Source organism: Actinoalloteichus caeruleus DSM 43889 (genome assembly GCF_000429185.2).
Lineage (GTDB): Bacteria > Actinomycetota > Actinomycetes > Mycobacteriales > Pseudonocardiaceae > Actinoalloteichus_B > Actinoalloteichus_B caeruleus.
The window spans coordinates 3,413,643-3,440,119 of the sequence record NZ_AUBJ02000001.1; the positions used below are offsets into that span (position 1 = coordinate 3,413,643).

24 protein-coding genes and 1 pseudogene are annotated in these 26,477 nt (G+C 72.4%); 14 read left to right on the forward strand and 11 right to left on the reverse strand.

All coding sequences use genetic code 11. The features are described 5' to 3' along the window. Positions 1-19: 19 nt before the first annotated feature. Positions 20-211 (reverse strand): hypothetical protein, encoded by a 192-nt coding sequence (locus G443_RS13140; protein ID WP_026417357.1) that lies wholly within the window; start codon positions 209-211, stop codon positions 20-22. A gap of 462 nt (positions 212-673) precedes the next feature. Next, positions 674-2,701 (reverse strand): thioredoxin domain-containing protein, encoded by a 2,028-nt coding sequence (locus G443_RS13145; RefSeq protein ID WP_026417358.1) that lies wholly within the window; start codon positions 2,699-2,701, stop codon positions 674-676. Positions 2,702-2,985: 284 nt separating this feature from the next. Here G443_RS13145 and G443_RS13150 point away from each other — a divergent pair, with 284 nt between their 5' ends. Continuing rightward, a complete protein-coding gene (locus G443_RS13150) occupies positions 2,986-3,861 on the forward strand; it encodes a spermidine synthase (RefSeq protein WP_026417359.1) in 876 nt (291 codons plus the stop codon). Positions 3,862-3,923: 62 nt separating this feature from the next. On the opposite strand, the gene G443_RS13155 is transcribed toward G443_RS13150, so the two are convergent. Together G443_RS13155 and mca are read right to left on the reverse strand one after the other, a co-directional pair. Next, positions 3,924-4,247, reverse strand: a complete 324-nt coding sequence (locus G443_RS13155) for a hypothetical protein (protein WP_035291376.1) — start codon at positions 4,245-4,247, stop codon at positions 3,924-3,926. After that, the gene (gene mca, locus G443_RS13160; protein WP_026417361.1) at positions 4,247-5,128 is read right to left on the reverse strand and encodes a mycothiol conjugate amidase Mca; all 882 of its coding nucleotides are present in this window, start codon (positions 5,126-5,128) and stop codon (positions 4,247-4,249) included. Before mca ends, G443_RS13155 begins: the two co-directional genes overlap by 1 nt. A gap of 158 nt (positions 5,129-5,286) precedes the next feature. Here mca and G443_RS13165 point away from each other — a divergent pair, with 158 nt between their 5' ends. Together G443_RS13165 and greA are read left to right on the forward strand one after the other, a co-directional pair. Next, positions 5,287-5,757 carry a DUF4307 domain-containing protein gene (locus tag G443_RS13165; RefSeq protein WP_051313313.1) on the forward strand — a complete coding sequence of 157 codons (471 nt, stop codon included), beginning with the start codon at positions 5,287-5,289 and terminating at the stop codon, positions 5,755-5,757. Between the two features lie 174 nt (positions 5,758-5,931). Further along, entirely contained in the window at positions 5,932-6,420 is a 489-nt protein-coding gene (gene greA / locus G443_RS13170; RefSeq protein WP_081715240.1) for a transcription elongation factor GreA, read from the forward strand. Positions 6,421-6,509: 89 nt separating this feature from the next. Here greA and G443_RS13175 read toward each other — a convergent pair. Further along, positions 6,510-6,965: pseudogene (locus G443_RS13175) on the reverse strand (Lrp/AsnC family transcriptional regulator); the annotation flags it as partial. Positions 6,966-7,150: 185 nt separating this feature from the next. Between G443_RS13175 and hppD the strand changes: the two are divergent. Continuing rightward, positions 7,151-8,347 carry a 4-hydroxyphenylpyruvate dioxygenase gene (hppD, locus tag G443_RS13180; RefSeq protein ID WP_026417364.1) on the forward strand — a complete coding sequence of 399 codons (1,197 nt, stop codon included), beginning with the start codon at positions 7,151-7,153 and terminating at the stop codon, positions 8,345-8,347. A 71-nt stretch (positions 8,348-8,418) separates the two neighbouring features. Here hppD and ilvA read toward each other — a convergent pair whose 3' ends face one another. Continuing rightward, positions 8,419-9,630: a threonine ammonia-lyase gene (gene ilvA, locus G443_RS13185; protein ID WP_026417365.1), complete on the reverse strand. Its 1,212-nt coding sequence runs from the start codon at positions 9,628-9,630 to the stop codon at positions 8,419-8,421. Positions 9,631-9,840: 210 nt separating this feature from the next. Here ilvA and G443_RS13190 point away from each other — a divergent pair, with 210 nt between their 5' ends. Further along, the gene (locus G443_RS13190) at positions 9,841-10,071 is read left to right on the forward strand and encodes a hypothetical protein (protein WP_035273242.1); all 231 of its coding nucleotides are present in this window, start codon (positions 9,841-9,843) and stop codon (positions 10,069-10,071) included. Positions 10,072-10,202: 131 nt separating this feature from the next. Here G443_RS13190 and G443_RS13195 read toward each other — a convergent pair whose 3' ends face one another. The 3 genes from G443_RS13195 to G443_RS13205 all read right to left on the reverse strand — a co-directional run bounded on the left by G443_RS13195 (position 10,203) and on the right by G443_RS13205 (position 14,307). Next, positions 10,203-11,360, reverse strand: a complete 1,158-nt coding sequence (locus tag G443_RS13195; protein WP_026417366.1) for a cystathionine gamma-synthase — start codon at positions 11,358-11,360, stop codon at positions 10,203-10,205. 145 nt (positions 11,361-11,505) lie between these two features. Then, positions 11,506-12,789: an MFS transporter gene (locus G443_RS13200; RefSeq protein ID WP_051313315.1), complete on the reverse strand. Its 1,284-nt coding sequence runs from the start codon at positions 12,787-12,789 to the stop codon at positions 11,506-11,508. Positions 12,790-12,936: 147 nt separating this feature from the next. Continuing rightward, the gene (locus G443_RS13205; protein ID WP_026417367.1) at positions 12,937-14,307 is read right to left on the reverse strand and encodes a cystathionine beta-synthase; all 1,371 of its coding nucleotides are present in this window, start codon (positions 14,305-14,307) and stop codon (positions 12,937-12,939) included. Between the two features lie 218 nt (positions 14,308-14,525). On the opposite strand from G443_RS13205, the gene G443_RS13210 reads away from it, so the two are divergent. Both G443_RS13210 and G443_RS13215 read left to right on the forward strand, forming a co-directional pair. Next, on the forward strand, positions 14,526-15,446 hold the full coding sequence (locus G443_RS13210) for an SGNH/GDSL hydrolase family protein (RefSeq protein WP_026417368.1): 921 nt from the start codon (positions 14,526-14,528) through the stop codon (positions 15,444-15,446). A gap of 311 nt (positions 15,447-15,757) precedes the next feature. Then, positions 15,758-16,978 carry an acetyl-CoA C-acetyltransferase gene (locus G443_RS13215; RefSeq protein ID WP_026417369.1) on the forward strand — a complete coding sequence of 407 codons (1,221 nt, stop codon included), beginning with the start codon at positions 15,758-15,760 and terminating at the stop codon, positions 16,976-16,978. A 126-nt stretch (positions 16,979-17,104) separates the two neighbouring features. Here G443_RS13215 and G443_RS13220 read toward each other — a convergent pair whose 3' ends face one another. Beyond that, entirely contained in the window at positions 17,105-17,893 is a 789-nt protein-coding gene (locus G443_RS13220) for a Bax inhibitor-1/YccA family protein (protein WP_026417370.1), read from the reverse strand. 513 nt (positions 17,894-18,406) lie between these two features. Here G443_RS13220 and G443_RS13225 point away from each other — a divergent pair. Next, a complete protein-coding gene (locus G443_RS13225; protein WP_026417371.1) occupies positions 18,407-20,062 on the forward strand; it encodes an MSCRAMM family protein in 1,656 nt (551 codons plus the stop codon). 145 nt (positions 20,063-20,207) lie between these two features. After that, on the forward strand, positions 20,208-21,053 hold the full coding sequence (locus G443_RS13230; RefSeq protein ID WP_051313448.1) for a class F sortase: 846 nt from the start codon (positions 20,208-20,210) through the stop codon (positions 21,051-21,053). 133 nt (positions 21,054-21,186) lie between these two features. Here the strand turns inward: G443_RS13230 and G443_RS13235 are convergent, their stop codons facing one another. Continuing rightward, entirely contained in the window at positions 21,187-22,260 is a 1,074-nt protein-coding gene (locus G443_RS13235; protein WP_026417373.1) for a PQQ-dependent sugar dehydrogenase, read from the reverse strand. A gap of 324 nt (positions 22,261-22,584) precedes the next feature. On the opposite strand from G443_RS13235, the gene pqqA reads away from it, so the two are divergent. From pqqA to pqqB, 5 genes are read left to right on the forward strand one after another with little or no spacing between them, the layout of a single operon-like run. Then, complete coding sequence (gene pqqA, locus G443_RS25860) at positions 22,585-22,743, forward strand: pyrroloquinoline quinone precursor peptide PqqA (protein WP_372492974.1); 159 nt, start codon at positions 22,585-22,587, stop codon at positions 22,741-22,743. Next, on the forward strand, positions 22,740-23,456 hold the full coding sequence (gene pqqC, locus G443_RS13240) for a pyrroloquinoline-quinone synthase PqqC (RefSeq protein WP_026417374.1): 717 nt from the start codon (positions 22,740-22,742) through the stop codon (positions 23,454-23,456). Before pqqA ends, pqqC begins: the two co-directional genes overlap by 4 nt. Continuing rightward, a complete protein-coding gene (gene pqqD / locus G443_RS13245) occupies positions 23,453-23,740 on the forward strand; it encodes a pyrroloquinoline quinone biosynthesis peptide chaperone PqqD (RefSeq protein ID WP_035273247.1) in 288 nt (95 codons plus the stop codon). The genes pqqC and pqqD overlap by 4 nt, the downstream gene beginning before the upstream one ends. Beyond that, entirely contained in the window at positions 23,727-24,932 is a 1,206-nt protein-coding gene (gene pqqE / locus G443_RS13250; RefSeq protein ID WP_051313319.1) for a pyrroloquinoline quinone biosynthesis protein PqqE, read from the forward strand. Before pqqD ends, pqqE begins: the two co-directional genes overlap by 14 nt. After that, on the forward strand, positions 24,923-25,843 hold the full coding sequence (gene pqqB, locus G443_RS13255; protein ID WP_026417375.1) for a pyrroloquinoline quinone biosynthesis protein PqqB: 921 nt from the start codon (positions 24,923-24,925) through the stop codon (positions 25,841-25,843). Before pqqE ends, pqqB begins: the two co-directional genes overlap by 10 nt. Positions 25,844-26,477: the final 634 nt, after the last annotated feature.

Below are 26,477 nucleotides of genomic sequence, written 5' to 3' on the forward strand. Positions count from 1 at the left end.
CCCCCACCGCCCCGAGCGGTCACAACACACCGCTGCGGTGCGCGAAGTCGAGCAACAACAGCGCGCCGAGACCGACGCTCCCCCGTCGCACGAGGAGCAGGAGCGCGTACCTCAGGGTGGTACCCCACCCCGAGGTCGCCGCATCGAGTGCGGGGTCATCGGAACGGCGGTCCGGGACGACATCGTTCTTGCGGGGGTGGGCATCCTCCATCGCGGGACGGGAAACCAGTCGCTTTCGCCTCAACCACGACCTCCAGGGGCACGAGTCACCGCCCCCGGAAAGCGGCTGCGCGCGGGTCGTACGTCGTGGCTCCTCCCGGCAACGGGAGGTTCCTCCACTCGACACCCAGCGCGTCGCGGACACCACACGCGACCGCCTCACGCTAGCAAGGGAAGCCCCCTCCTGTGAAGATCAATGAACAGCTCCGACCGTCCGCCGCCATCCCCACGCTGGACGGGACCCGGCCCTCCGTGGTCACCGTGCTCGGTGGTCTGTCCCGGCGGGTACGCGCGACGCGGCCGTGAACGTGCCCGCCACCCAGCGAGGCATGGTCCGCTACCGGCGGGGACACGGTCCTGGGCCCGAGGCGGCGCACGCCATCCAGTGGCCGCTCCCGGCTGTTCCGACGTCACGCCAACCGATTGGCGCTGCCACTCCGGCGCACGACCCGTCTCAGTGTTCCCGGGCGGAGAGCAGCAGGTCCCGCAGTTCGCTGGCCCCCGTCACCGGCCGGTCGCAGACGTAGCCCCGGCAGACGTAGGCGGCGGACTGGCCGCCGACGAGCCCACGGCCCGCGAGCAGCGGGCTGGTCCCGTCGTGACCGGCCACCGCCGCCACCACGGGCGCCCCACCCGGTGCGTGGCGGCGGGCCACCGCGAGGAGCTCGCGGCCGCGCGGGTCATCCGGCGCGAGTACCAGGCCGATCTGCACCGGTCCGGCCGCGACCGCCTCGGCCACCGACAGCCAGTGCCCGGCGAACCGGGGGGCGCGTTCGGCCAGCATCCCGTGGCGGGTCAGGGCCTGGTCGACCACCTCCCGGTAACGCCCGGCGGCCTCGGGGCCGGCCAGGGCTGAGGCGGTGAGCAGGGCGCCGGTCAGCGAGGACGCGCCTGACGGGGTGGCGTTGTCACCGGGGTCGGAGGGACGGCGCACGAGGGCCTCGGCGTCGTCGCCGGTGTCGTGGAACCGGCCGGGCGCCTCCTCGTCCTGGAACAGCGCGAGCGCGGCGTCCAGCAGTCCCAGCGCCTCGGTCAGCCATCGCCGGGTACCGGTGGCCTGGTGGAGGGCGAGCAGTCCGTCGGCCAGGCAGCCGTGGTCCTCCAGCACACCCAGGGCCGCCCCGGCGACACCGTCCCGGGAGCCGCGCAGCAGCCGCCCGTCGGCGAGGTGCAGGTCCAGCAGGAGCCCTGCGGCCTCCTCGGCGGCTGCCACCCAGGACGGTTCGTCCAGCGCCGCGCCCGCCTCGGCCAGCGCGGCGATCGCCATCCCGTTCCACCCGGTGATCACCTTGTCGTCCCGGTCCGGTTGCGGGCGGCCGTTCCGGGCCGCCCACAGCCGGGCTCGCACCCGCTCGAAGCGGTCGCGGTCCTCCGGGTCACGGGGTAGCCGGAGCGTGGACGCGCCACCCTCGACGTTGCCCTCCTCGGTGACCGCGAGGACGGAGGCCGCGTATTCCGCGTCCTCCCCCAGCTCGGCCCGCAGCTGTTCGGGGGTCCAGACGTAGGTCAGCCCCTCGACGCCGTCGGTGTCGGCGTCCAGCGAGGAGGCGAACCCTCCCTCGGGGGTGCGCAGCTCGCGGAGCAGGAAGGACGCTGTCTCCTCGGTCACGCGCCTCGCGAGCGGGGAGTCGGTCAACCGGTGCAGGTGGGCGTAGGCCCGGAGCAGCAGCGCGTTGTCGTAGAGCATCTTCTCGAAGTGGGGCACCTCCCACCGCGCGTCGACGCTGTACCGGGCGAAGCCGCCGGCGAGCTGGTCGTAGATACCGCCCCTTGCCATCGCCTCGGCGGTGGAGAGCGCGACGGCCAGGGCTCCCTCGTCGCCGGTCCGTTCGGCGTGGCGCAGCAGGAACTCCAGGACCATGGACGGCGGGAACTTCGGGGCGCCGCCGAACCCGCCGTGGCGGGTGTCGACGTCGGCGATCACGGCGGTGCGGGCCCGGGCCAACACCTCCTCGTTCACCGGGGCCTCGGGCAGCGGCCCGCCGTACTCGGCGAGCTTGGCCACGATGTCGGCAGCGGCCGTCCTGACTCGCGCCGAGTCCTCCGCCCACGCCTCCCCCACGGCGCGGAGCAGCTGCGGGAAGGAGGGCAGTCCCGGCCGGGGTGTCGGCGGGTAGTAGGTACCGCAGTGGAAGGGCTCACCCTCGGGGGTGAGGAAACAGGTCATCGGCCAACCACCGTGACCCGTCATCGCCTGGGTGGCCTCCATGTACACCGCGTCCACGTCGGGGCGTTCCTCGCGGTCCACCTTGATGTTGACGAAGAGCCGGTTCATCAGCTCCGCGACCTCGGGGTCGGCGAAGGACTCGTGGGCCATCACGTGGCACCAGTGGCAGGCGGCGTAGCCGACCGACAGCAGCACCGGGACGTCCCGGCGTCGTGCCTCCTCGAACGCCTCGGGCCCCCACTGCCACCAGTCGACCGGGTTGTCGGCGTGCTGCCGCAGGTAGGGGCTCGTCGCGTTCGCCAGCCGGTCAGCCATACCGCCACCCTCTCAGGTTCCGTGGTGTCCGCGATCACCCGGTGGCTGGAGGCGGCGGACCGGGACCTCGCGGCCCGTCCCCTCCGAATGCCCCGCCCGGGCCCACTCCCCGCCGACGCTACTGCGTCGACCGCCTCGCCGTCGCCCGGCGGGCCGGGGCCGGGAGCCGGGCCGGGAAGCGGGACCGGGAGGCGGGACCGGGAGCCGGGACCAGCTCCGCTCGTGGCCGCGAGTGGTCTTGGGCGGCCTCGGCGTCGGCCGGGGCGTCCCGGCACACTGGGGCGGTGAGAGCACGTGGGTCGGCGACGGAACGGGGCAGGCAACGCTGGGGCGGGGCCTCGGAGAGCCGGGAGGTCGACCAGGGAGTGGCCGAGCTGCGACCGGACCGCGACCGCTCCTCGGGATGGACGCTGCTGGTGAACGGCACCCCCCAGTCGCACGTCGACCTGGCCGACCCGGAGTACCTGGAGTTCGAGTACATGCGGCGGTTGGCCCACGTGGTCGACCTGGCGGCCCCGCCGGGCGCTCCGGTGGACGTCGTCCACCTGGGAGGCGGCGCGTTGTCCTTGGCCCGCTACGTGGGGGCCCGCCGTCCCCGGTCCCGGCAGCGGGCCGTGGAACCGGACGGCAGGCTGACCGAGTTCGTCCGGGAACGCCTCCCGCTGGATGCCCGCACGCGGGTCCGGGTCAGCGCCGCCGATGCCAGGGAGTGGCTCACCGGGCACCGCCAGGACAGCACCGACCTGCTGCTGGTCGACGTCTTCTCGGGTGCGAGGACGCCCGCGCACCTCACCACGGTGGAGTTCGCGGAGCAGGCGAGCCGGGTGCTGCGCTCCGGCGGCGTCTACGGGGCGAACGTCGGCGACGGACCACCGCTGGCCTTCGCCAGGGGGCAGGTGGCGACCCTCCGCGCGGTGTTCCCCGAGGTGCTGCTGATCGCCGAGCCCGGGGTGCTGCGGGGTCGTCGTTTCGGCAACCTGGTGCTCGTGGCGTCGCACGCGCCGCTGCCGGTGGCGGCGCTCACCCGCCTGGTCTCAGGCGATCCGGCACCGGCCCGGCTGGTCGAGGGGAGCGACCTGGATGCCTTCGCCGGCACCTCCGCACCCGTCCGGGATGGTTCGGCCAAACCGTCCCCGGCGCCACCCTCGGGGTTCTTCTGAGCACCCCGAGGGGCGGGGCGGGGACGGTGCGCGGCGGCCTCCCGCCCCGGTGCCGCCGGGGCTCAGCGCCCGGTGTGGCCGCTGGTCGCCGAAGGTTCGCCTGCGGTCGCCGACGGGGCGTCCGGGTCGGAGGAGTCGGCGCCGCGCACGTCGCCGGCGGGCCCGCCCCGCTCCTCCCCCTGGGCCGAGCCCGGCTCGTCGAAGCTGGTGGGCAGCCGCCGCAGGTGCTTGGTCATCGACCGGACGAGGAAACCCACGGCGACGAAGAACAGGATCAGTACCACCAGAGCGACCGGTGAGGACTTGCCGAAGTCCTCACCCTGCCCTCCCGGGTTGTCGACTCCGAAAGCCACCATCGTCCCGGCGATCGCTCCAGCGGACCACATCACACGGACACCCTCTCACGCACTCCCGCGAACAGATCGTCCTCCGGCAACGTGGTGTCCACCAGCGAACGGACCAGCTCGTATTCCTCGGTCGGCCAGACCTCCCGCTGGATGTCGACCGGCACGGCGAACCAGCGGCTGTTCGGGTCGATCTGGGTGGCGTGGGCCAACAGCGCCGCGTCCCTCGTCTCGAAGTGGTCCGCGCACTCGACCCGCGTCGTCACCCGTTCCATGACGTCCGGGCGGGTCGGATCCCAGCTCTCCAGCCATTCGGCATAGGGTGATTCCACACCACGGCTCGTGAGCGTGTCGTGGAAGGTCTGCATCCTCGCCCTGGAGAAACCGTGGCAGTAGTACAGCTTCAACGGCTGCCAGGGGTCCCCCGCGCCCGGGAACCGGTCGGGGTCCGGCGCCGCGTCGAACGCCGCGACGGACACCTCGTGGCAGCGGATGTGGTCGGGGTGGGGGTACCCGCCGTTCTCGTCGTAGGTGATGACGACGTGCGGGCGGAACTCCCGGATGACCCGGACCAGCGCCTCGGTGGACACCTCCAGGTCGGTGAGGGCGAAGCAGCCCTCCGGCAGCGGCGGGAGCGGGTCACCCTCGGGGAGACCCGAGTCGACGAAGCCCAGCCAGCGGTGGTGGACGCCGAGGATCGCCGCGGCCTTCGCCATCTCCTCCCGGCGGATCTCGGTGATGTTCTCCAGCACGTCCGGTCGGTCCATGGCCGGGTTCAGGATGCTGCCCGCCTCACCACCGGTACAGGTGACCACCATCACCTCGTGACCGTCCGCAACATACTTGGCGAGCGTCGCCGCTCCCTTGCTCGACTCGTCGTCTGGGTGAGCGTGCACCGTCATCAGACGCAGCTTTTCGGCCATCTCGGAACCGACGTCCCTCCTGCTACACGTAACCGCACCCGCCGGGACGTCGCGGAGGACCGTCCGGGGATACTGCTCAGACGACTACAGCTAACGTCGTCCCGAGGACCATTGTTCCCGGCAGCCATGACAACCTCGCGCGGAGGTCGAGGTAGACCGTGACCAGCAACGGAGCACCAGGCCGGCCCGCCGGACGTTACCGTCGCGCCCCCGCGCGCCGGTTCCCCCGCTGGGTGGGCGCCCTGACCGGGGTCGCGGTGCTGATGGTGGGCCTGTGGGCCTCCGTCACGGCCTACCAGAACTGGGGCAGCCCGCCGGTCTCGGCGGACCACACCTCGTTCGACGCACCGGACGACCACTCGTTGCGCATCTCCTTCGACGTGATGCGGGACGACCCGAGCCGCAGCGCGGTGTGCGTCCTGCGGGCGCGGTCGGCGGACGGCGACGAGTCGGGCCGGCGGGAGGTGCTGATCCCGCCGGGCGAGTCCCCGGCGAGGCACACCAGCACCGTGTTGACCTCGAAACCTCCCATCATGGGTGAGGTCTTCGGGTGCTCCCACGACGTGCCCGAATACCTCACCAGAGGCTCGTCCGTCGAGCCGGATTCGGAGGTGCCGCCAAGCGGGTGAACCGCAGCTCACGCACCGGTCCGGCGCTCCGAAATCGGCGACGGGCCGGGTGTCGTCGTGCTAACCTGCCCTCACGGCACGGTCCCCAGTGGGCCGTGTTTTTCCGTATCCGGCGGGAAGCCCGGATAGCTGCGGGCGCGTACCCGTGCCCGGGACAGACGAGGAGTGGTGACCGTGAGCGAGACCCAGGTGACCTGGCTGACCCAGGATTCCTTCGACCGGCTCAAGCACGAGTTGGACGAGTTGATCGCGAGCCGCCCCGTCATTTCCGAGAAGATCAACGCCGCCCGCGAGGAGGGCGACCTCAAGGAGAACGGCGGGTACCACGCGGCGCGCGAGGAGCAGGGTCAGCTGGAAGCCAGGATCCGGCAGCTCCAGGAGCTGCTGCGGGTGGCGAAGGTCGGCGAGGCCCCGACCGAGTCCGGCATCGCGCAGCCCGGCATGGTGCTCACGGTCCGCTACGACGGTGACGACGAGACCGAGACCTTCCTGCTCGCCACCCGGGAGGAGGGCTTCCAGGGTGACCTGGAGGTGTACTCCCCCAACTCCCCGCTCGGCGAGGCACTGCTGGACGCCAAGGAGGGCGAGGACCGCGAGTACGAGCTGCCCAGCGGCGGCCGGATGAAGGTCACCCTGGTCAAGGCGGTGCCCTACTCCGCCTGACCCCCACTGCCCGACCGGGGCCCGACCCACGCTGGGTCGGGCCCCGGTTCGCGTCCTGGTGGTGGGTCGTCGTGGGAGGCGGTTGGCTCGGCCACCAGTTCCAGTAGCGGGCGGACCCGGGGCGCCACCGGGGTGGACAGCGCGATCGAGGTCGAGGTGCGTTGCACTCCCTCCGCGCAGACCACCTCGTCGATGACGCGTTGCAGGTCGTCGTTCGAGCGGGCCACCAGTCGCACCAGGAGGTCGCCCTCACCGGTGGTCGCGTGCACCTCGCAGACCTCCTCGATGCGCCGCAGGTGGCACACCACCTCGTCCCGACGGCCCTGGGCGATCTCCAGGACCACGAACGCCGTCAGCCCGTAGCCGAGCGCCGGCAGGCTGATCTGCGGTGGGAAGCCGGTCAGCGCCCCGAGCCGCACCAGGCGGTCCAACCGGGCCTGCACCGTGCCCCGGGCCACCTTCAGCCTCCGCGAGCACTCCAGGACCCCGAGCCTCGGGTGGTCGGTCAACAACAACAGCAGGCGCGCGTCGAGCCGGTCGAGCATGGGCCGTTCCCGCGACGTCACGTCATCTCCCTGTGCACCCTGCCCATCCTGCCCCGGTGTCAGGACCCGTGACTACGCAATCTGCGCAACACGAAGTGATCGCGTTGCGCAGCGTGCCGGCGGCTGCTCATGCTGGCGCCACCGAACCAGCGCCATCCCAGCGTTCGAGGGCAGTGGAGGAACCCATGACCGAGACCGTGCCGGCACCAGGTATCGACGATGTCAGCTTCGACCAGATGAGGCAGCTCGTCGGGCTGGTCGACTACGACGAGTCGCGCGACCCGTTCCCCGTGAAGGGGATGGACGCCGTCGTGTTCGTCTGCGGGAACGCGACCCAGAGCGCGCTCTACTACCAGCACGCCTTCGGCATGGAACTCGTCGCCTACTCGGGGCCGGAGACCGGCAACGCCGACCACCGGGCCTTCGTCCTGAAGGCCGGTTCCGCGCGGTTCGTGCTCACCGGCGGGGTGCGGCCGGAGAGCCCGCTGCTGGACCACCACCGCCGCCACGGCGACGGGGTGGTGGACCTCGCCCTGGAGACGACGGACGTCGACCGGTGCGTGGCCCACGCCAGGGAACAGGGCGCCCAGGTCCTGGAGGAACCGCACGACGTGTCCGACGAGCACGGCACGGTCCGCAGAGCGGCGATCGCGACCTACGGGGAGACGCGGCACACGCTGGTGGACCGCTCCCGTTACCAGGGCCCCTACCTGCCCGGGTACGTCGCCAGGGCCGGCACGATCCAGCGGCCCGAGGGATCGCCGAAGCGGTTGTTCCAGGCCGTGGACCACTGCGTCGGCAACGTGGAGCTGGGGCGGATGGACGAGTGGGTGTCCTTCTACAACCGGGTGCTCGGCTTCGTGAACATGGCGGAGTTCGTCGGGGACGACATCGCCACCGAGTACTCGGCGCTGATGAGCAAGGTGGTCGCCAACGGCAACCACCGGGTGAAGTTCCCGCTGAACGAGCCCGCGCTCGGCAAGAAGAAATCGCAGATCGACGAGTACCTGGAGTACTACACGGGGGCCGGGTGCCAGCACATCGCCCTCGCGACCAACGACATCCTCGCGAGCGTGGACGAGATGACGGCGAGGGGCGTGGAGTTCCTCGTCACCCCGGACTCGTACTACGAGGACCCGGAACTGCGCGCCCGCATCGGGAAGGTCCGGGTGCCCATCGACGAGTTGCAGCGACGCGGCATCCTGGTCGACCGCGACGAGGACGGCTACCTGCTCCAGATCTTCACCAAACCCGTCGGGGACCGGCCGACCGTCTTCTACGAGCTGATCGAACGCCACGGGTCGCTGGGCTTCGGGAAGGGGAACTTCAAGGCGCTGTTCGAGGCGATCGAACGGGAGCAGGAGCGGCGCGGCAACCTCTGAGCGCGGCGCGCGAACGCCTGGCGGGGCCGGCCACGGGGTCGGCCCCGCCCTGTGTCGCGGGGTCGGTCACCTCAGAACTGGGGGGTGACGACGTGCCCCGCCTGGGTGAGCCCGGCCACCACCTCGTGGCGGTGGCTCGGCCCCCTGGTCTCCAGGCTCAGGGCGACGTCGACGTCGCCGAGCGCGAGCGCCCCGGAGATCCGGGAGTGCTCGACGTCGATCACGTTCGCTCCCAGCTCGCCGACCTCGGCGAGCAGGGCGGCGAGGGAACCCGGCCGGTCGGAGATCCGCACCCGCACGGCGAGGTAGCGGCCCCCGGCGGTCATGCCGTGCTGGATGACGTGCGACAGCAGGAGCGGGTCGATGTTGCCGCCGGAGAGGATGACTGCGATGGGGCCGGGGAAGCGGCCGGGGTGGTCGAGCACGGCGGCGACCGCCGCGGCCGCGGCCGGCTCCACCAGCAGCTTCGCCCGTTCGAGGCAGAGCAGCAACGCTCGGGACAGGGCCTCCTCGCTGACGGTGAAGATCTCGTCGACGAGGGTGGAGACGTGGTGGAAGGTGACCGGCCCCGGCTCCTTCACCGCGATGCCGTCAGCCATCGTGCGCAACTCAGGTGCCGGCACCGGCGCGCCGGCGGCCAGGGATGCCGGCCAGGCGGCGGCGCTCTCGGCCTGGGCTCCGATCACCCTGACGTCCGGGCGGCGCGCCTTCACCGCCGCCGCGACGCCCCCCAGCAGCCCACCACCCCCGGTGGCCACCACCACGGTGGCCAACTCGGGGAGCTGGTCGAGCAGCTCCAACCCGATGGTGCCCTGACCGGCCAGGATGTCCGGGTGGTCGAAGGGGTGGATGAACTCGGCTCCCGTCTCGGCCGCGTACTCGCGGGCGGCGACCAGGCTCTCCTGGAGCCCGGCGCCCCGCAGGTGCACCTCCGCGCCGTAGGAGCGGGTGGCGGCGAGCTTGGGCAGCGGCGCGCCCTCCGGCATGAAGACGGTCGCGCGGGTGTCGAGCAGGGAGGCGGCGTAGGCCACTCCCTGGGCGTGGTTGCCCGCCGACGCGGCCACCACCCCCCTGGCCCGCTGCTCGGGGGTCAGGCCGTGCAGCCTCGTGTAGGCGCCCCGGATCTTGAAGGAACCGGTGCGCTGGAGGTTCTCGCACTTGAGGTGAACCTGCCCCCCGCAGCGCTCGCTGAGAACCCGGGAGTGCATGATTGGCGTCTGACGGATCACTCCGGCCAACAGTTCACGGGCGGCCATGATCCGATCAACGCTGACCAGTCGCATGAGGCATATCCTGCCAGCGGTTGCGCCGAGTGGGGGACGGTGGTCGGCGCCGGCGGCGGGGGAGCGCCACCGGTTCGGCGAACGGCCGGCGACGGTCGACCGAACAGCTCAGGGGTGGATATTTCTCGAACTGGTAACGAAAAAGGCTAGTACCCTTGGCAGACAGCGAGTCTGTCCGACCAGCCCCGAATTGCGCAGGGAGGTAAGGCCGTGCAGGTGACCCGAAATCCGGGGTTGCTGTCGCTGGTGTCGAGCGTTGCCGCGGCCACTGCGTTGGCCGCCGTGGCGGTGATCACCGTCACACGGGCCGACTGCGCGGAGACTCCGTACTACGAGCAGCGCGACGGCGCCGTGGAACTCGTCCACAGTTGTCTCGACGCCGGCCAGCTGCCCGACACCAACCATCCCGGCTCCGACGCGGTCCTGCGTTGGCAGCCATGACCAGGCCCGCGACGCCGAGCCTGGTCTGACGACGGTCCCGATGACGGCCCGTCCCGTCGAGCTCCCGAGGGGGCTCGGCCCGGGGCGGGCCGTCCGTCGTGTGACGCGTGGGCGCCACGGCTCGGCGCGGATCAGCCGAGCGCGGTGAGCAGGTCGTCCAGCAGGTCGTCGACGTCCTCGATCCCCACCGAGAGCCGCACCAGCTCCGCCGGGACCTGGAGCTGCGAACCGGCGGTGCTCGCGTGCGTCATCCGACCGGGGTGCTCGATCAGCGACTCCACGCCGCCCAGCGACTCGGCCAGGGTGAACAGCCTCGTCCGGGAGCACACCTCCAGCGCCGCCTCCTCGCTGTCGACGAGGAAGGAGATCATGCCGCCGCCGCGACGCATCTGCTTCACCGCGACCTCGTGCCCGGGATGGGTGGGCAGACCGGGGTAGTAGACGGCGCGGACGCGGGGGTGCTCGCCGAGCGCCACCGCGATGCGCTCGGCGTTGTCGCAGTGCCGATCCATCCGCACGGCGAGGGTCTTCAGCCCGCGCAGGGTCAGCCAGGCGTCGAAGGGGCCGGGGACGGCGCCGGCGCCGTTCTGGAGGAAGGCCAGCTTCTCGTCGAGTTCGGGGTCCGAGGTGACCGCGGCGCCGCCCACGACGTCGGAGTGGCCGCCGAGGTACTTGGTGGTGGAGTGCACGACCACGTCGGCGCCCAGCGCGAGCGGGGTCTGGAGGTAGGGCGAGGCGAAGGTGTTGTCCACGACCAGCCGCGCGTCAGCGTCGGCCGCGATCCCAGCCAGGCCGGCGATGTCCGCGACGGTGAGCAGCGGGTTGGTGGGCGTCTCGCACCAGAGCAGGCGGGTGGTGGGCCGGACGGCGGCGCGCACCGCGTCCAGGTCGGACAGCGGGACGGGCGTGTACTCGATGCCCCACTGCGTGAGGATCTTGTCGACGAGCCGGAAGGTGCCGCCGTAGGCGTCGTTGGGGATGAGGATGTGGTTTCCCGGCCGGCACACCGCGCGGAGCACGGCGTCGGTCGCGGCCATCCCGGACCCGAAGGCGCGGGCGAAGCGACCGGATTCCAGGGCGGCCAGGCACTCCTCCAGCGCCGTCCGCGTGGGGTTCCCGGTCCTGGAGTACTCGTAGCCGCCGCGGAGGCCGCCCACGCCGTCCTGCGCGTAGGTCGAGGTGGCGTGGATGGGCACGATCACCGAACCCGTGGTGGGGTCGGGTTCCTGCCCGGCGTGGATGGCGTTGGTCGCGAATCCGAACCGCTCGCCGGAGGAGGTCTGACTCATGCGGCCCAGGGTAGAGCAGGGGCCACTCCGCTTGGAGCAGCCCGAGGGCGGCCGACGGCCGGCCCGAACGGGCGGAGGCCCGGCGACGAGGTCCCGCGCTGAGCGGGTCCGTGGCCGCCGGGCTCCCCCGTTCGCCGTTCGCTGATCAGTACCCGGGCGGGGGTGGCATCTGCTGCGGCTGCTGGGCGAATCCCGCACCGCGCTTGGCCTTCATCGCGCGCGTGGTGCCCGGCAGCCACCAGACCGCGAGGATGCCACCCCAGATGAGGAGGGTGACGACCGCGATGATGAGGAAGATCCCGCCGAGCATGGAAGCGGTCGTCAGGGCCATGATCCCGCCGAGGACACCCAGCGCCGCGAGGACCGTGATGACGATCCGGCCCCACTCCTGGCCCTGCTGCCCGGCGAAGAACGCGCAGGCGCCCACACCGGCCGCCAGGACGATCCCGACGAGGGAGCTGGTCATCGCGAACTGCCCGAAGGTGACCATGTTGATGACCTGCATGACAGCGCTCAGGCCCATCAGCCCCATGGTGAGGAACATGGCGAGCTTGAGGAACTTCTCGTCGGCGCCACCGGCCGGCGCCCCGTACCCCTGCTGCTGGGGGTAGCCGGGCTGCTGGCCGAACTGCGGCGGCTGCCCGTACCCAGGCTGCTGCGGGTAACCCGGCTGCTGGGGGAACCCACCCGGCTGCTGGCCGAACTGCGGCGGCTGCCCCGGCTGCCCGTACCCGGGCTGCTGCCCCGGCTGCGGCTGGCCGTACCCCGGCTGCTGCGGGTAGCCGCCGGGAGCGCCGTACCCGGGCTGCTGCGGATACCCACCGGGCTGCTGGGGGTAGCCGGGCTGCTGGCCGAACTGCGGCGGCTGCCCGTACCCAGGCTGCTGGGGGAACCCACCCGGCGGCTGGCCGAACTGCGGCGGCTGCCCCGGCTGCCCGTACCCGGGCTGCTGCCCCGGCTGCGGCTGGCCGTACGCGGGCTGCGCCGGTGCCTGGCCCGGGGCGACGACCTGGGTGGCGTCCGGGTTGGACGGCGCGGCGGCCGCGGCCGGTGCCTGCTGTCCGGGGCGCACCACCTGGGTCGCGTCCGGGTTGGCGTCCTGGGCGGACGGGGCGCTCACCACGCTGGTCCGCTGCTCCAAGGGCCGGTCGGCACCGGCCCCGGACACGACCTGCGTGGAGTCGGTCCCGCTCGGCGCACCGCCAGCGGCCGGCGGCGGCGAGGCCAGGGCCGGCTCGGCGGCGGGCGCCGCCGCTTCCGCCGAGGGGGGCTGTTGGTCGGCCGACTCGCCCCCGCCAGCCGGCGGCGTCGTTCCCTCGGGCACGGCGGGCGGAGTCACCGCCGACGGCTCCGGGAGCTTGGCGGTGCCGCCCTCCGCGTTCTCGGACTGTGCTGGTTGCTCGCCCTGCGGCGGCTGTGGGGCGCTCATCGGGTGGTAACCCCCTAGAGGTGGATCAGTTCCGCATTACGTTCGGGTCACCGTATCGGATGCCGTGCCCGCGTTATGCCAGTACGGGACAGGTTCGACCGACGACGACGCCCGTCGTCCACCCGGCGAGCACCCCACGCCCGGCGCTCAGCGCCCGGCGAGGAAGCCGAGGACATCCTGTCGGGTGACCACGCCGGCCGGGCGGCCGTCCATCAGCACCAACGCGCCGTCCGCGTTCGCCAGCGCCCGCATCGCGGCGCTGACCGACTCCCCGGCCCCGATGGTGGGCAACGGCTCCGACATGTGCTCCTCCACCCGGTCGGAGAGCTTGGCGCGGCCGGCGAACAGGTCGTCGAGCAGCCGCCGCTCGTTGACGGCGCCCGCCACCTCGGCCGCCATGATCGGTGGTTCCGCGTTGACCACGGGCATCTGGGACACGCCGAACTCGCGGAGCACAGCCACCGCCTCGGCCACCGTCTCGTTCGGGTGGGCGTGCACCAGGTCGGGCAGGGTGCCGTCCTTGCGGCGGAGCACCTCGCCGACGCTGGCTCCACTGTGGTCGGGGGACAGGAACCCGTAGGAGGCCATCCAGTCGTCGTCGAAGACCTTGCCGAGGTAGCCGCGGCCGCCGTCGGGGAGCAGGACGACGATGACGTCCTCGGGGCCGCAGCGCTCGGCGAGCCGGAGGGCGGCGGCGACGGCCATCCCGCAGGATCCGCCGACGAGCAGGCCCTCCTCCCGGGCCAGCCGGCGGGTGATGGCGAAGGAGTCGCCGTCGGACACCTCGATGATCTCGTCGCAGATGTCCTGGTCGTAGGTGGTGGGCCAGAAGTCCTCGCCGACCCCCTCTACCAGGTAGGGCCGTCCGGTGCCGCCCGAGTACACGGAGCCGTGCGGGTCGGCGCCCACGATCTTCACGGCGCCCCCGGACACCTCCCTGAGGTACCTGCCGGTTCCCGAGATCGTCCCGCCGGTGCCGATACCGGCGACGAAGTGGGTGATGCGGCCGTCGGTCTGCCGCCACACCTCGGGTCCGGTGGCCGCGTAGTGCGATGCGGGGTTGTTCTCGTTGGCGTACTGGTTGGGCTTCCAGGCGCCCGGGATCTCCGAGACGAGGCGGTCGGAGACGTTGTAGTAGGAGTCCGGGTGTTCGGGGGCCACCGCCGTCGGGCAGACGACGACCTCCGCCCCGTAGGCCTTGAGGACGTTGCGCTTGTCCTCACTGACCTTGTCCGGGCAGACGAACACGCACTGGTACCCCTTGCGCTGGGCCACCATCGCCAGCCCGATCCCGGTGTTCCCCGAGGTCGGCTCGACGATGGTCCCGCCAGGGCGCAGCTCCCCCGACCTCTCGGCCGCCTCCACCATGCGCAGCGCGATGCGGTCCTTGACGCTGCCGCCCGGGTTGAAGTACTCGACCTTGGCCAGCACGAGCGGGCTGAGCCCCTCGGCGACCGCGTTCAGGCGCACCAGCGGTGTGTTGCCCACCAGGTCCATCACATGCTCGGCGTAGTCCACCGCGTGCCACTCCCACTCGTCTGCCGGCTCGGTTGGTGTCGGATTCGGAGCTTATCCCCGGAGCTGACGGGAGGTTTCCCACCGCCCCAGCCGCATACTGCCGCCCCCTTCCGCCGGAGCGGCACGCCTCGCCCCGGAATTGGGTAGATGATTCAGGGAGAACGAGCGTCGGGACCGGGTGGTGTCCAGGGTCCGGTCCGGCGGAAGGAGGATCTGCAGTGCTGGGTTCGCGCGCGATCCGGGTGGCCGCGTTCGCGGCGGGAGCGGTCACCGGGCTCACCGGGGCGGCCTACGGGCTCCTGTCAGGACAGTCCCGGGCGGCCAGGAAGGTGATCGGCATCCCGGATCGGGAACCGGTCCGGGCCGACGGCGTCTACCTGCCGGACGGGACGGGGCCGCATCGGGCCGAGGAGCTGCCGGACTCGCCGGCACCGCTGACCTTCGCGGTCCTGGGTGACTCCTCCGCGGCTGGCCTGGGGGTGGATGACGCCAGCCAGCTGCCCGCCGTGCTGCTCGCCGGTGGGCTCGCCGAGGAGGCGGAACGTCCGGTGTGGCTGACGACCCTGGCGGTGAGCGGTTCGACGACGGAGGACCTGGCCGAACAGGTCGACCGGGCGGTGGCCCTGCGTCCGGACGTCGCGCTGGTGATCATCGGTGCGAACGACGTCACGACCAAGCTGCCGCTGCGCACCTCGGCCGCGCTGTTGGGCGCCGGGGTCCGGCGGCTCCGGGAGGCCGAGGTGGGCGTGGTGGTGGGGACCTGCCCCGACCTCGGGGCGATCCGCCCCATCCCGCAGCCCCTCCGGTCGATCGCGCGCAGCTGGAGCCTGGCGCTGGGGCGGGCGCAGCGGCGGGTGGCGGAGCGGGAGGGCGCCTACCCGGTCCCGCTGGCGGACCTGCTCTCACCGGAGTTCCTGGTCCGGCCCGGTGAGCTGTTCAGCGCGGACCGGTTCCACCCGAGCGCGGCCGGCTACGCGACGGCCGTCTCGATCCTGCTCCCCCCGCTGTGCAGCGTGGCCGGGGTGTGGGAGGGCGGTCCGCTACCCCAGCACCCGACGAGGTCCCGGCTGGCGGAGGCCCGCCGGCCGACGCACCGGATCATCGCGAAGCTCAACCAACGGCTGCGGCGGGCCCGGTGACGCGGGGTGGACCGGCGGCCTCCCGCCAGACGGCCGCCGCCCCGGGCCTCCGGGTGGACCCCGAGGAGGCGGGAACGCGGGGTGACGGAGCCGGTTCGACCACCGGAGCGGCTCGCCCCGGCGCGGTCCGCCCGGAGCGACCGGGCACCGGGGGTCGCGGGGTGCTGGTGCCGCGCTGGTGTCCGGCTGGAACGGTGAGGCTCCGCCAGAGCGGGCGCCAGCTCCGCCGGGTCCACCTTCCGCCACCACCTACTCTCCAGTAACTTCACGGTGAGGAGACTGTTTCCCGAACCAAGCCAAGGAGGGCTTCGATGCCGGAAGCCGTCATAGTCGCCGCCGCCCGGTCCCCGATCGGGCGAGCGAACAAGGGCTCGTTGGTCGGGCTGCGCCCGGACGACCTGACCGCGCAGGTGGTCCGCGCCGCCCTCGACCAGGTGCCGGAGCTCGATCCCGCCACCATCGACGACCTCATGCTCGGTTGCGGGCTCCCCGGCGGGGAGCAGGGGTTCAACATGGCCAGGGTGGTCTCGGTGCTCCTCGGCCGCGACGACCTGCCCGGCACGACCGTCAACCGGTACTGCGCCTCCAGTCTCCAGACCACGAGGATGGCGATGCACGCGATCCGGGCCGGGGAGGGCGACGTCTTCCTCAGCGCCGGGGTGGAGACCGTGTCCCGCTACGCGAAGGGCAACTCGGACAGCCTGCCCGACACCAGGAACCCGCTGTTCGACGCGGCGGCGGAACGCGGCCAGGTCGCAGCCGAGAACGGTGCCGAGGAGTGGCGGGACCCCCGTCTCGACGGGGAGCTGCCCGACGTCTACCTGGCGATGGGGCAGACCGCCGAGAACCTGGCACTGGCCAACGCGGTGAGCCGCCAGGAGATGGACGAGTTCGGCGTGCGGTCGCAGAACCTCGCCGAGGCCGCCATCGCCAGTGGCTTCTTCGCCCGGGAGATCAGCCCGGTCACCCTGCCCGACGGGCGGGTCGTCGAGGCGGACGACGGTCCGCGCGCGGGCACCACCTACGAGGGGGTCGCCCAGCTGAAGCCGGTGTTCCGGCCGAACGGCAGGGTCACCGCGGGCAACTGCTGCCCGCTGAACGACGGCGCGGCGGCGCTGGTGGTGATGAGCGACCGGCGGGCGGCGGAGCTGGGGATCACCCCGCTCGCCAGGATCGTGTCCACCGGGGTGTCCGCGCTGTCCCCCGAGATCATGGGACTCGGCCCGGTCGAGGCGTCCCGGCAGGCGCTGGCCCGGGCTGGGATGACCGTCGACGACGTCGACCTCTTCGAGATCAACGAGGCCTTCGCGGCGCAGGTGATCCCGTCGTACCAGGAACTCGGCATCCCCCTGGAGAAGCTGAACGTCAACGGGGGCGCGATCGCCCTCGGCCACCCGTTCGGCATGACCGGGGCCCGGATCACCTGCACCCTGCTGAACTCCTTGCGCACCCACGACCGGCGGATCGGCCTGGAGACGATGTGCGTCGGCGGGGGCCAGGGCATGGCGATGATCGTCGAACGCCTCTCCTGATCCCGCACCTCGGGGCTGGCGCACGCCTTCCCGCCACCGGTGAGGGAACCCCAGGAACGAGGAGAGGCCCCGGCGATGTCGCCGGGGCCTCTCCCGTGTGCTCGGGTCCGCTGGACGCGGCGCGCGTCACTCGCCCTGGAGGTAGGTGAGCAGGCGCAGGATCTCGATGTACAGCCAGACCAGCGTCATGGTCAGGCCGAAGGCGATCTGCCAGCCGTACTTGGCGGGCGCACCGGCCTGGATCAGGTCGTCGGCGGCCTTGAAGTCCAGCAGGAAGACGAAGGCGGCGATGCCGATGCAGACCAGGCTGAAGATGATCGCCAGCGTGCCACCGGAGCGGAGCCCCATGTCGGCGCCGAAGAGGTTGCCGACGAGGTTGGCCAGCATCAGGACGCCGACGCCGATCAGCGCGCCCGTCACCCAGCGGGTGAGCTTCGGGGTGACGCGGATCGCACCGGTCTTGTAGACGACCAGCATGCCGGCGAACACACCGATGGTGCCCATGACGGCCTGCGCGACGATGCCGTAACCGGCCGTGTCCGGGAAGAAGCTCGCCACCATGGCGCTGAGGCCACCGAGGAACAGGCCCTCGAAACCGGCGTAGGCGAGGACCAGCACCTTGCTGGGCTCCCGCTTGAAGGCGTTCACGAGGCCGAGGATCAGACCACCGATGAGACCGACGAAGGTCAGCGCGGGGATGCCGCTCATCGCGGAGAACACGGCGGCCACCACGAGCACGCCCAGGGTGATACCGGTCTTGATCACCACGTCGTCGACGGTGATCGGACGGTCGTCGGCGCTCTGCGTGGTCTGCTGACCCGCATAGCCCGGCTGGCCGAAGCCGGCGCTGTCGAAGTTCGCGTAACCGCCGCTTGCCGGCAGGTTGCGGAACGCGGGATTACTGCTTGTGCGCACCTGTGCCCTCCTGGAACGTGCTCACGCCGTTACCGAGTCAACGGTGACGCGTGTCGTAGGGTTCCCCAACTCGAGTAAAGGCGACTTTACCGACACCCGAGCGTTCTTCCGATGCCCCTGGCCCCGATCCTCCCTCCGACCGCGCGGACTTCACCGGGTTGTGACCAAGGTCGTGATTCAGTTGTTGTACGTGACCCCGATCTGGCGCAGCGTGACCGCCGCTGCCCGGGGTAGTCGATCAACGGTGTCGGTGACGCCCATGATCGTGACGCACTGGACAGGATCTCTGACAGGCAGCTAACTTCTCCCTGTCGTCACATCCTCCGAGTGGCGGCTTGTGGCATGACGCGCGACCAGACCAGCATCACGGGAGCGAAACCTCGACGCGTGGCCACACGTTACGCGCGACCCGGCGGCAGGTCACGGCTCCTGGCCGGCGCTCCGTCGGGGGCACTCGCTCCGTGATGTCGGACCGCGCCCTTGGACACCAACTCTGGACACCGAGGAGCATTCATGCTCAGAAGAGTGGCCGCGGGACTGGCCAGTGCGTCCCTGCTGGCCGGCGCGGCGCTGGTCGCGTTGCCGGGCACGGCGGCCGCGGCCGTGCAGGAGGGACTGGGGCACCGGACCGCGCCGCAGCCCTACCAGGGGAAACCCAACGACTACGACTGGGTCGGCTCCTACGTCTGGCAGGGCGAGCAGGTCTGGTGCGTGCAGTACTCCTACCGCGCGCCGGACACCGAGGAGGAGTACGTCGACGGCGACCAGCTGCTGACGAAGTGGGGCGACCCGCTGTCCCCGGAGATCTCCTCCAACATCTCCTACCTGCTGCTCCGCTACAGCGGGACGGAGTCCGACCACGAGGCGTCCGCGCTGGCGCACCTGCTGCACAGCTGGACCGCCGCCCCCCGCACGCCCGCCGACCTGGACCCGTCCAACGGGTTCCGGGAGATCGCCTACGACGTCGAGTTCCACTTCGACGAGCTGCCGCCGGAGACCCAGGAGGCGGTGGAGGCGATGAAGGCCGACGCCGAGGTCAACCGGGGCCCCTGGGAGGTGTCGTTGACGGCTCCCGAAGGGGAGCAGGTCATCGGTCAGCCGGACTCCTGGCGGGTGGACCTGCTCAACACCGCGGGCAACGGCGTGCCCGACATCCCCGTCGAGGTCACCCTGACCGACGCGGAACTGGCCGACCCCGAGGTGGCCGAACCGGCGCGGCAGATCCTCATGCAGGACCTGAGCGTCAACGACGAACTGGCCGCCGACCTGGCCGCGGAGGAAGCCACCGAGGAGGCGGCGGAGGGCGTTCCGGCCGACGGTGCCGCCGACCAGCAGACCCAGCCCCTGAGCACCACGACCCCCCAGCCCACCGCTCCCGTCGAGACCCCCGAGGGCGAGGACGGAGCTGAGGAGGACGACAGCGGCGAGCCCGAGCCCCAGGTGCGCTACCTGCGGACCCCGGAGGACGGCGGCCCGCTGCTGTTCGACGTCGTGCCGACCGGTGAGAACCCCTCGGTCCACGTCAGCGTGCAGACCCCGGCCGACCAGCCGAGGATCAAGGTCCCGCAGGACGGTTCCGACGTGCAGCGCATCGTCACCACCGGTGGCGAGGACACGGTGACGGCCGAGGCCGCGGTGACCGCCCGCACCGCCCCCGGTGCCGTCGAGATCGCCAAGGTGGACGCCTCGACCGGTCTCCCGGTGGCCGACGTCCAGCTGCGGATCACCTCCGCCGACAAGAGCAGCCCCGCCCTGCGGCAGGACGACTCCGAACTCGTGGGTCCCGACGGCGAACCGCTCGTGGTGACCACGGACGAGGAGGGCTACGCGCGGCTGGAGGACCTCAGAACCCCGCAGGAGATCTGCGTGGTCGAAGTCGGGGTTCCCGCCGGGTACGAGGAGGAGTTCGACCCGGCCAACCCACCGACGGCCTGCGGGCTGGTGGAGGCGGGGGACACCCTGACCCTCACCATCGCCAACAAGCCCAACCCGCCGACCGTGCCGAGCACGATCCCGGCGGGTGAGGCCGACCTGGTCACCGCCTCCTCGGAGACGGTCAACCGGATCAGCCCGGTCACCCTGACCAGCCTGGGTCTCCTGGTGCTGCTCGCGGCCGGAGCGACCGGACTGGTGTGGCGACGTCGGATGACCTCCGGGGACCAGCGCTAGCCGGTCGTCGGACCACATCGCCGCCCCCTCGGCCGGGAGGTCGGCAGAGAGGGCCAACCAGGTGGATGAGACGCGAGGGGCGGAGCGGGCCGACGGCGACGTCGACCCGCCCGCCGAGAACGACCGCCGCACCTATGCCCTCGACGTGGGTGAGTGGGAGGTCGCGGACCCCGAACGGTCGAGGTCGGCCCGCCAGCGGACCTCGGCCGTCGTCGGGATCGGAGTGCTGAGCCTCGGCATCCTCGGGGGCCTGTACTGGCCACCCACGGTGCAGGTCACCGGCAGCGCCGTCCCGGTCGACGCCGTCGTGCGGGCCGGGGACGACGTGCTCGGCAACAGCATGGCCGCCGTCGGTGACCAGCCCAAACCGCTCGGCGTGCCCGACGGCTCCCCGACGGGGGCACCGGAGCAGGACGAGGGGCCGGCCGGGACCGGGCGGGAGGAGGCCGAGGACCGCGACCCGGGCACGTCCACCGGACCCGCCGTCCCTCCCCCGGCGCGGGAGTCCGGGCCAGGTCCCCGCCCCCCGTCGGGGGACCGACCGGTCGCCGCCCAGCGACCGGGGACCATCCGGCTCCCCGAGGGCGGCACGGCCGCCCTGGTCCGACGCGAGGTCGGACCGGACCGGGTGCTGCCCGTTCCGGAGAACCTGGAGGAGGCGACCTGGTGGGGCATGGGTCTCGGCGCGCCGTCCGGGGCCTCCGTCTTCGCGGGCCACGTGAACTTCCGGGGTCAGCGGGGCCCGTTCGCCGAGCTCTGGGACACCACGCTCGGTGACGTGTTCACGGTGGTCGACCAGCGGGGGGAGGAGTGGCGTTACCGGGTGAGCGCGATCCACACGTTGCACAAGAACGAGCTGCCCGCCAACGCGGAGGCGCTCTTCGGCCAGGAGGGCGCGCACCGGGTGGTGCTCGTCACCTGCGGTGGGCGGTGGCACGGCGGGGACCTGGGTTACGAGGACAACCGCATCGTCGTCGCGCTGCCCGCCTGACCGTTCGGGCGCCGGCCCCCGGATGGGGCGGAACCCTCGGCCAGGTCCGGGCTGGGGGCAGCGCCAGGGCTGAGGACACCCTTCCCCGCAGCAGGTGGTCTGCCGCGGGGAAGGGGGCCAGGAGTCCGCGCCGTCAGCCCAGCCGCAGGATGCGGTCGGAGCCTGGCGCGGCGCCACCGAGCTGGTCGGTGTTGCTCGTGCCGAACCACAACGATCCGTCCGGGGCGGCGGCCGCCGCCCGCAGTCGTCCGAACTCGTGGGCGTGCAGGGCACGCCGGTCGGTGACCTCACCGCCGTCGGACAGCGGCAGTTCCCACAACCGTTGGCCCCGCAGCGTCGTCACGTAGAGGGTTCCCCGGACGTGGGCGAGCCCGGCGGGCGTGCCCTCCTCGGGAGTCCAGTGCACCACGGGATCGGTGTACCGGCCGTCGGAGCAGGGGCCCTCGCAGACCGGCCACCCGTAGTTCGCGCCGGCCCGAACCCTGTTGAGCTCGTCGGCGCCGTGGTCACCGGTCTCCACGGCGAACATCCGGCCCCCGTCGTCCCAGGCCAGCCCCAGCACGTTGCGGTGACCGTAGGAGTAGACGTGGGTCCCGAACGGGTTCCCCGGCGCGGGCCGCCCGTCGGGACGAAGCCGGACGATCTTGCCCCGCAGCGAGTTCAGGTCCTGCGCCTCGTCGTACCCGCCGTTCGGGTCGTGCGGGTACCGGGCCGGGACACCCGCGTAGAGGTATCCGTCCGGGCCGAAGGCGAGCGCCCCTCCGTTGACGTAGACGGCCCGGGGCAGGCCCGTGAGGATCGGCTCCGGCTGCTCCCCGAGCCGGAACCGCGCGATCCTGCTGTCCTGGGCCGTGGCGTAGTAGACGTAGACGAATCCGTCCGTCTCGTAGTCGGGTGAGACGGCGATGCCCTGGACCCCGTCCTGGATGCCGTCGGTCGCCGCGTCGAGGATGCGTTGTTCCTCGACCACGGAACCGTCGACCACGCGCATGACACGCGCGTTGTTGCGTTCGGTGACCAGTGGTGAGCCGTCCGGGAGGAAGGCGATGTCCCACGGCACGGTCAGTCCCGTCGTCACCTGCTCCGGTTGTGCTTGCCGCTCGCCGGAATCCGGCGGGTCCTGCTGTGCTGACACCGTTCCGGTGGCCGCGACGACCATCAGCAGCGTGGTGGCGACACCGCCCAGAGTTCCTCGTCGAAACCGCATTCACGCCTCCTTGTCAGAGGTTCACGGGTGGCGGCCACTCGTCCTCACCCGCCCTGTTCGACGTGGACCGGACGTGCCCCGCCACCCGAATCGGAAGCTAGGACGGCGCCGGACTTCCCGCCATGCGAGTCGTCACTTCCCGAACTCCCGTTTCCCCCTGTGCCCGAACGAGGTCCCCGCACGGTCGCCGAGGAAAGGAGGAACCGGACCTTTCGCACCGAACCGACGGCGCGGCCGCCGTGAATAGCGGGGGCACCCGTCGTCACGCACCATGAAGCAGCCGCCGACCGGCGGGCAGTCACCTCCAGACGAGGAGCGTGGATCATGCGCCTTCCGACCGTTGTGACACGACACGACCGCGCGACCGACCTCCGACCGGTGTCCGCCGGCCGACCTCCGGCCCCGCGACGTTCCTGGGTCCGTCCGGACTTCCGGGCGGTCGCCACGCCGATGGAGGTCACCAGCTACGTGGCCCGCGGATGACGGGCGCGCCGACGGAGGTGCTGGGCCGGGAGGAGTTCCGATCGCGGTTGGAATCCCTCTCGGCCCGGTACTGGGACGACCACCCCTTCCACCGCGCCCTGCACGAGGGAGCCCTGCGGAAGGAGGACCTCCAGCTGTGGGCGGCGAACCGTTGGTACTACCAGCGGATGTTGCCGCGGAAGGACGCCGCGATCCTGTCGAACTGCCCGGACCGCGAGGTCCGACGGCAGTGGATCAGCCGGGTGACCCACCACGACGGCCAGCCGGGCCAGGAGGGCGGCATGGACCGGTGGCTGCGCCTGGCCGAGGCGACCGGGCTCGACGAGGAGACCGTGCGCTCGGAGCGCCTGCTGTTGCCGGGGGTCCGCTTCGCGGTGGACGCCTACGTCGAGTTCGCCCGCTGCCGTCCCTGGCAGGAGGCGGTGGCCTCCGGGCTGACGGAGATGTTCGCCCCCGGCCTGATGCGGCGGCGGGTGCTCGCCATGCGGGAGCACTACCCCTGGCTGGACGGCGGGGCGCTCGACTACTTCCTGACCAGGATCGAGGTCACCGGGCCGGAGGGAGCCGCGACGCTGGACCTCGTGTTGACCCACTGCCGCGACCGGGGGTCCCAGGACGCGGCGGTGGCCGCGTTGGCCTTCAAGTGCGAGGTGCTGAACGCGATGCTGGACGCGATCGACCACGCCGCGCGGCGGCCGGCGGTGACCTCGTGACGGCGGGCATCGACCCGGCGGCCCGTCCCCGGCTGGGGCGGGGCGTCAAGCTCATGCGGGACGAGAGCCGGGACAGCCACGTCCTGCTCTACCCGGAGGGGGTGCTGCTGCCCAACGAGACGGGCGAGGCGGTGCTGCTGCGGTGCGACGGGCACAGCCCGGTCGGGGAGATCGTGCGTGCGCTGGAGGGGCAGTTCGACGGCGTGCTGCCGGAGCAGATCCTCGAACTGCTCGACACCCTGCGCGGCATGGGGCTGATCAGGATCGACCATGACGGCGCCTGATGGGGCTGCCGCCCCCGACGGGACCGGAGCCGGGGTCGCCGCCCCGTGGGGGATGCTGGCCGAGCTGACCCACCGGTGCCCCCTGCACTGCCCCTACTGCTCCAACCCGCTGGAGCTGGTGCGCCGCGAGTCCGAGCTGACCACCGACCAGTGGATCGCCGTGCTCGACCAGGCGCGACGGCTCGGCGTGCTCCAGACGCACCTCTCCGGTGGCGAACCGTTGGCTCGCCGGGACCTCGCGGAGCTGGTGGGCCACGCCTCCGGGCTCGGGTGCTACGTCAGCCTGGTCACCAGCGGGCTCGGGCTGACCCCGGCCCGCGCCGAGGAGCTGGCAGCGCGCGGCCTCGACCACGTGCAGCTGAGCTTGCAGGACTCCGACGCCACCACCGGGGACCGGGTGGCCGGCACGCGGGCGCACCACCACAAGATCGCGGCGGCGGCCGTGGTCCGCCGGCTGGACCTCCCGCTCACGGTCAACGTGGTGCTGCACCGGGGCAACCTGGACCGGATCGCCGAGATCATCCTGCTCGCCGAGGATCTGGGGGCGGACCGGCTGGAGTTGGCGAACACGCAGTACTACGGCTGGGGTCTGCGCAACCGCCGGCTGCTGATGCCCACCCGGCGCCAGCTCGCCAACGCCCGCCGAGTCGTGGCGGCGGAGACCCGTCGGTTGGCGGGCGGCATGGAAGTCGTCTACGTCCTCTCCGACTACTACGGCGAGTACCCCAAACCCTGCATGCACGGTTGGGGCAGCAGGCAGTTCACCGTGTCCCCGGCCGGGCGGGTCCTGCCCTGCCCGACGGCGGACGTGATCACCGGGCTCCCGGCGGAGTTCGTCCAGGACCGTCCGCTGGCCGAGATCTGGTACGAGTCGGCGGTGTTCAACGCCTTCCGGGGCACCGACTGGATGCGGGACCCGTGCCGGAGTTGCGACCGACGGGAGATCGACTTCGGCGGCTGCCGCTGCCAGGCCTTCCAGCTCACCGGCGACGCGCGGGCCACCGACCCCGTCTGCCGGTTCTCCCCGGATCGGCACCTGGTGGCCGCCGCCCTGCTCGCCGACGCCCCGGAGGACTCCGGCGTGGCCGACCCGGCGGCCGGGCGACCGCTGTGGCGTGGGATCCCGACCGGCCGGGTCCCCCGGGTTCCGAGTGCGGGCGGTGGACCGGCGGTGGTGGACCCGTGCGGCTGATCCTGCTGGGCACGGCGGCTGGCGGCGGTTTCCCGCAGTGGAACTGCGCCTGCGGCCGGTGCTCCCGTTCCAGGGCGGGGACCGAGGCGATGCGCCGTGGCCAGGACGGCGCGGCGGTGTCGGTGGACGGCGAGAACTGGTGGCTGCTCAACGCGAGCCCCGACCTCCCCACCCAGCTCGTGGCGACGCCGGAGCTGTGGCCGGGGCCGGGGCGGCGGCAGATCCCGCTGCGCGGTGTCCTGCTGACGGACGCCGAACTGGACCACACGCTCGGGCTGTTCTCGTTGCGCGAGTGCGGGGGGCTGCCGGTGCACGCTCCGGCCGCGGTGCTGGCGTCGCTGGACCGACCCACGCCGTCCGCCGGAGCCCTCGGCCTGCGACCGGTGCTCGACGCCTACGGGGACTGGCGGTGGAACGAGGCGGCCGAGGGCGTGGCGTCGGAGCTGGGCCAGGGCCTGACGGCGACGCCGGTGGCGATCAGCGAGAAGCGCCCCCGGTACCGGACCGGGGTACGGGATGCCGGGCCGTCGGTGGTCGCCTACCGGCTGCGGGACCGGTCGGCGGGGCGGGAACTGCTGTACGCGCCGTGCCTGTCGCGTTGGCCGGACCGGCTGGACGAGGCGGTGGCGGCGGCCGACTGCGCGGTGCTGGACGGCACCTTCTACTCCGGGGACGAGTTGGGGCATGCCACCGGACTGCCCGGGGGCGGTGGGCAGTCCGGCATGGGCCATCTCCCGGTGGGTGGGGAGGACGGGACCCTCGACCGGTTGCGCTGCCACCCGGGGACACGGCGGATGTACACCCACCTGAACAACACCAACCCGCTGGTGGACCCGGCGTCGGCGGAGTTCGCGGCGGTGGTGGCGAGCGGGGTGGAGGTGCCCTCGGACGGTGACCGCATCGACCTGTGACGGCGTCGGGCCGTACCGGGGGCGAACGGCGGCGGGCGGGCGCGCGGACGCGCTCGGGCACCGGTCCCGTGGTGGCGCAGGGGACCGAGGGCGCCGCGACCGCGGGTGGTGGTCGGGGCACGCCGGTCGTGGGGCCTGGGGATTCCGGAGGCGGGACGACCCGCTCCCCGGCCACGCCGAGGCGCCGACGAGGCGCCTGCCGCTCTCCGACCCGCCGCCCGGGGCGGAACGGCGAGTGCGCCTCCCGCCGAGCGCGCGCTCGGACGGTCCTCGTGCTCGCCGGCCGCCGGCCCCTGGGAGGGGGCGAACCGGGGATGCCGCCACGCTGGACCGGTCGGGCTCGCGGGGGCCGGCTCGGCGACTGCCCGCCCCGGCCCGGCCAGGTACCGGACGGGAGCGGGCAACGCCCGTGGGAGGACCGAGCGCGCGTCCCCCACGCCGACGCCGGGGTGGGAGAGGCCCGTCGCCGCCGCGCCACTCCTCGCCGGATAACACCCTTACGGGTGAGAAATTCGCGGACTGGGATCAACCACGGGTCACTTCCTGCCGAAAGACTGACAGGAGGAACCGCGCCGGGGAGGGACGGACACCGACGCTCGATAACGCCGCCACCGACGTCACGACCGACATCGCG

What these genes read in the sequence shown, in the direction of transcription:
- G443_RS13140 (WP_026417357.1), bottom strand. Translation starts at nt 211, where the DNA reads ATGGAGGATGCCCACCCCCGCAAGAACGATGTCGTCCCGGACCGCCGT.
- G443_RS13145 (WP_026417358.1), bottom strand. Translation starts at nt 2,701, where the DNA reads ATGGCTGACCGGCTGGCGAACGCGACGAGCCCCTACCTGCGGCAGCAC.
- G443_RS13155 (WP_035291376.1), bottom strand. Translation starts at nt 4,247, where the DNA reads ATGTGGTCCGCTGGAGCGATCGCCGGGACGATGGTGGCTTTCGGAGTC.
- mca (WP_026417361.1), bottom strand. Translation starts at nt 5,128, where the DNA reads ATGGCCGAAAAGCTGCGTCTGATGACGGTGCACGCTCACCCAGACGAC.
- hppD (WP_026417364.1), top strand. Translation starts at nt 7,151, where the DNA reads ATGACCGAGACCGTGCCGGCACCAGGTATCGACGATGTCAGCTTCGAC.
- ilvA (WP_026417365.1), bottom strand. Translation starts at nt 9,630, where the DNA reads ATGCGACTGGTCAGCGTTGATCGGATCATGGCCGCCCGTGAACTGTTG.
- G443_RS13195 (WP_026417366.1), bottom strand. Translation starts at nt 11,360, where the DNA reads ATGAGTCAGACCTCCTCCGGCGAGCGGTTCGGATTCGCGACCAACGCC.
- G443_RS13200 (WP_051313315.1), bottom strand. Translation starts at nt 12,789, where the DNA reads ATGAGCGCCCCACAGCCGCCGCAGGGCGAGCAACCAGCACAGTCCGAG.
- G443_RS13215 (WP_026417369.1), top strand. Translation starts at nt 15,758, where the DNA reads ATGCCGGAAGCCGTCATAGTCGCCGCCGCCCGGTCCCCGATCGGGCGA.
- G443_RS13225 (WP_026417371.1), top strand. Translation starts at nt 18,407, where the DNA reads ATGCTCAGAAGAGTGGCCGCGGGACTGGCCAGTGCGTCCCTGCTGGCC.
- G443_RS13235 (WP_026417373.1), bottom strand. Translation starts at nt 22,260, where the DNA reads ATGCGGTTTCGACGAGGAACTCTGGGCGGTGTCGCCACCACGCTGCTG.
- pqqA (WP_372492974.1), top strand. Translation starts at nt 22,585, where the DNA reads ATGCGCCTTCCGACCGTTGTGACACGACACGACCGCGCGACCGACCTC.
- pqqC (WP_026417374.1), top strand. Translation starts at nt 22,740, where the DNA reads ATGACGGGCGCGCCGACGGAGGTGCTGGGCCGGGAGGAGTTCCGATCG.
- pqqE (WP_051313319.1), top strand. Translation starts at nt 23,727, where the DNA reads ATGACGGCGCCTGATGGGGCTGCCGCCCCCGACGGGACCGGAGCCGGG.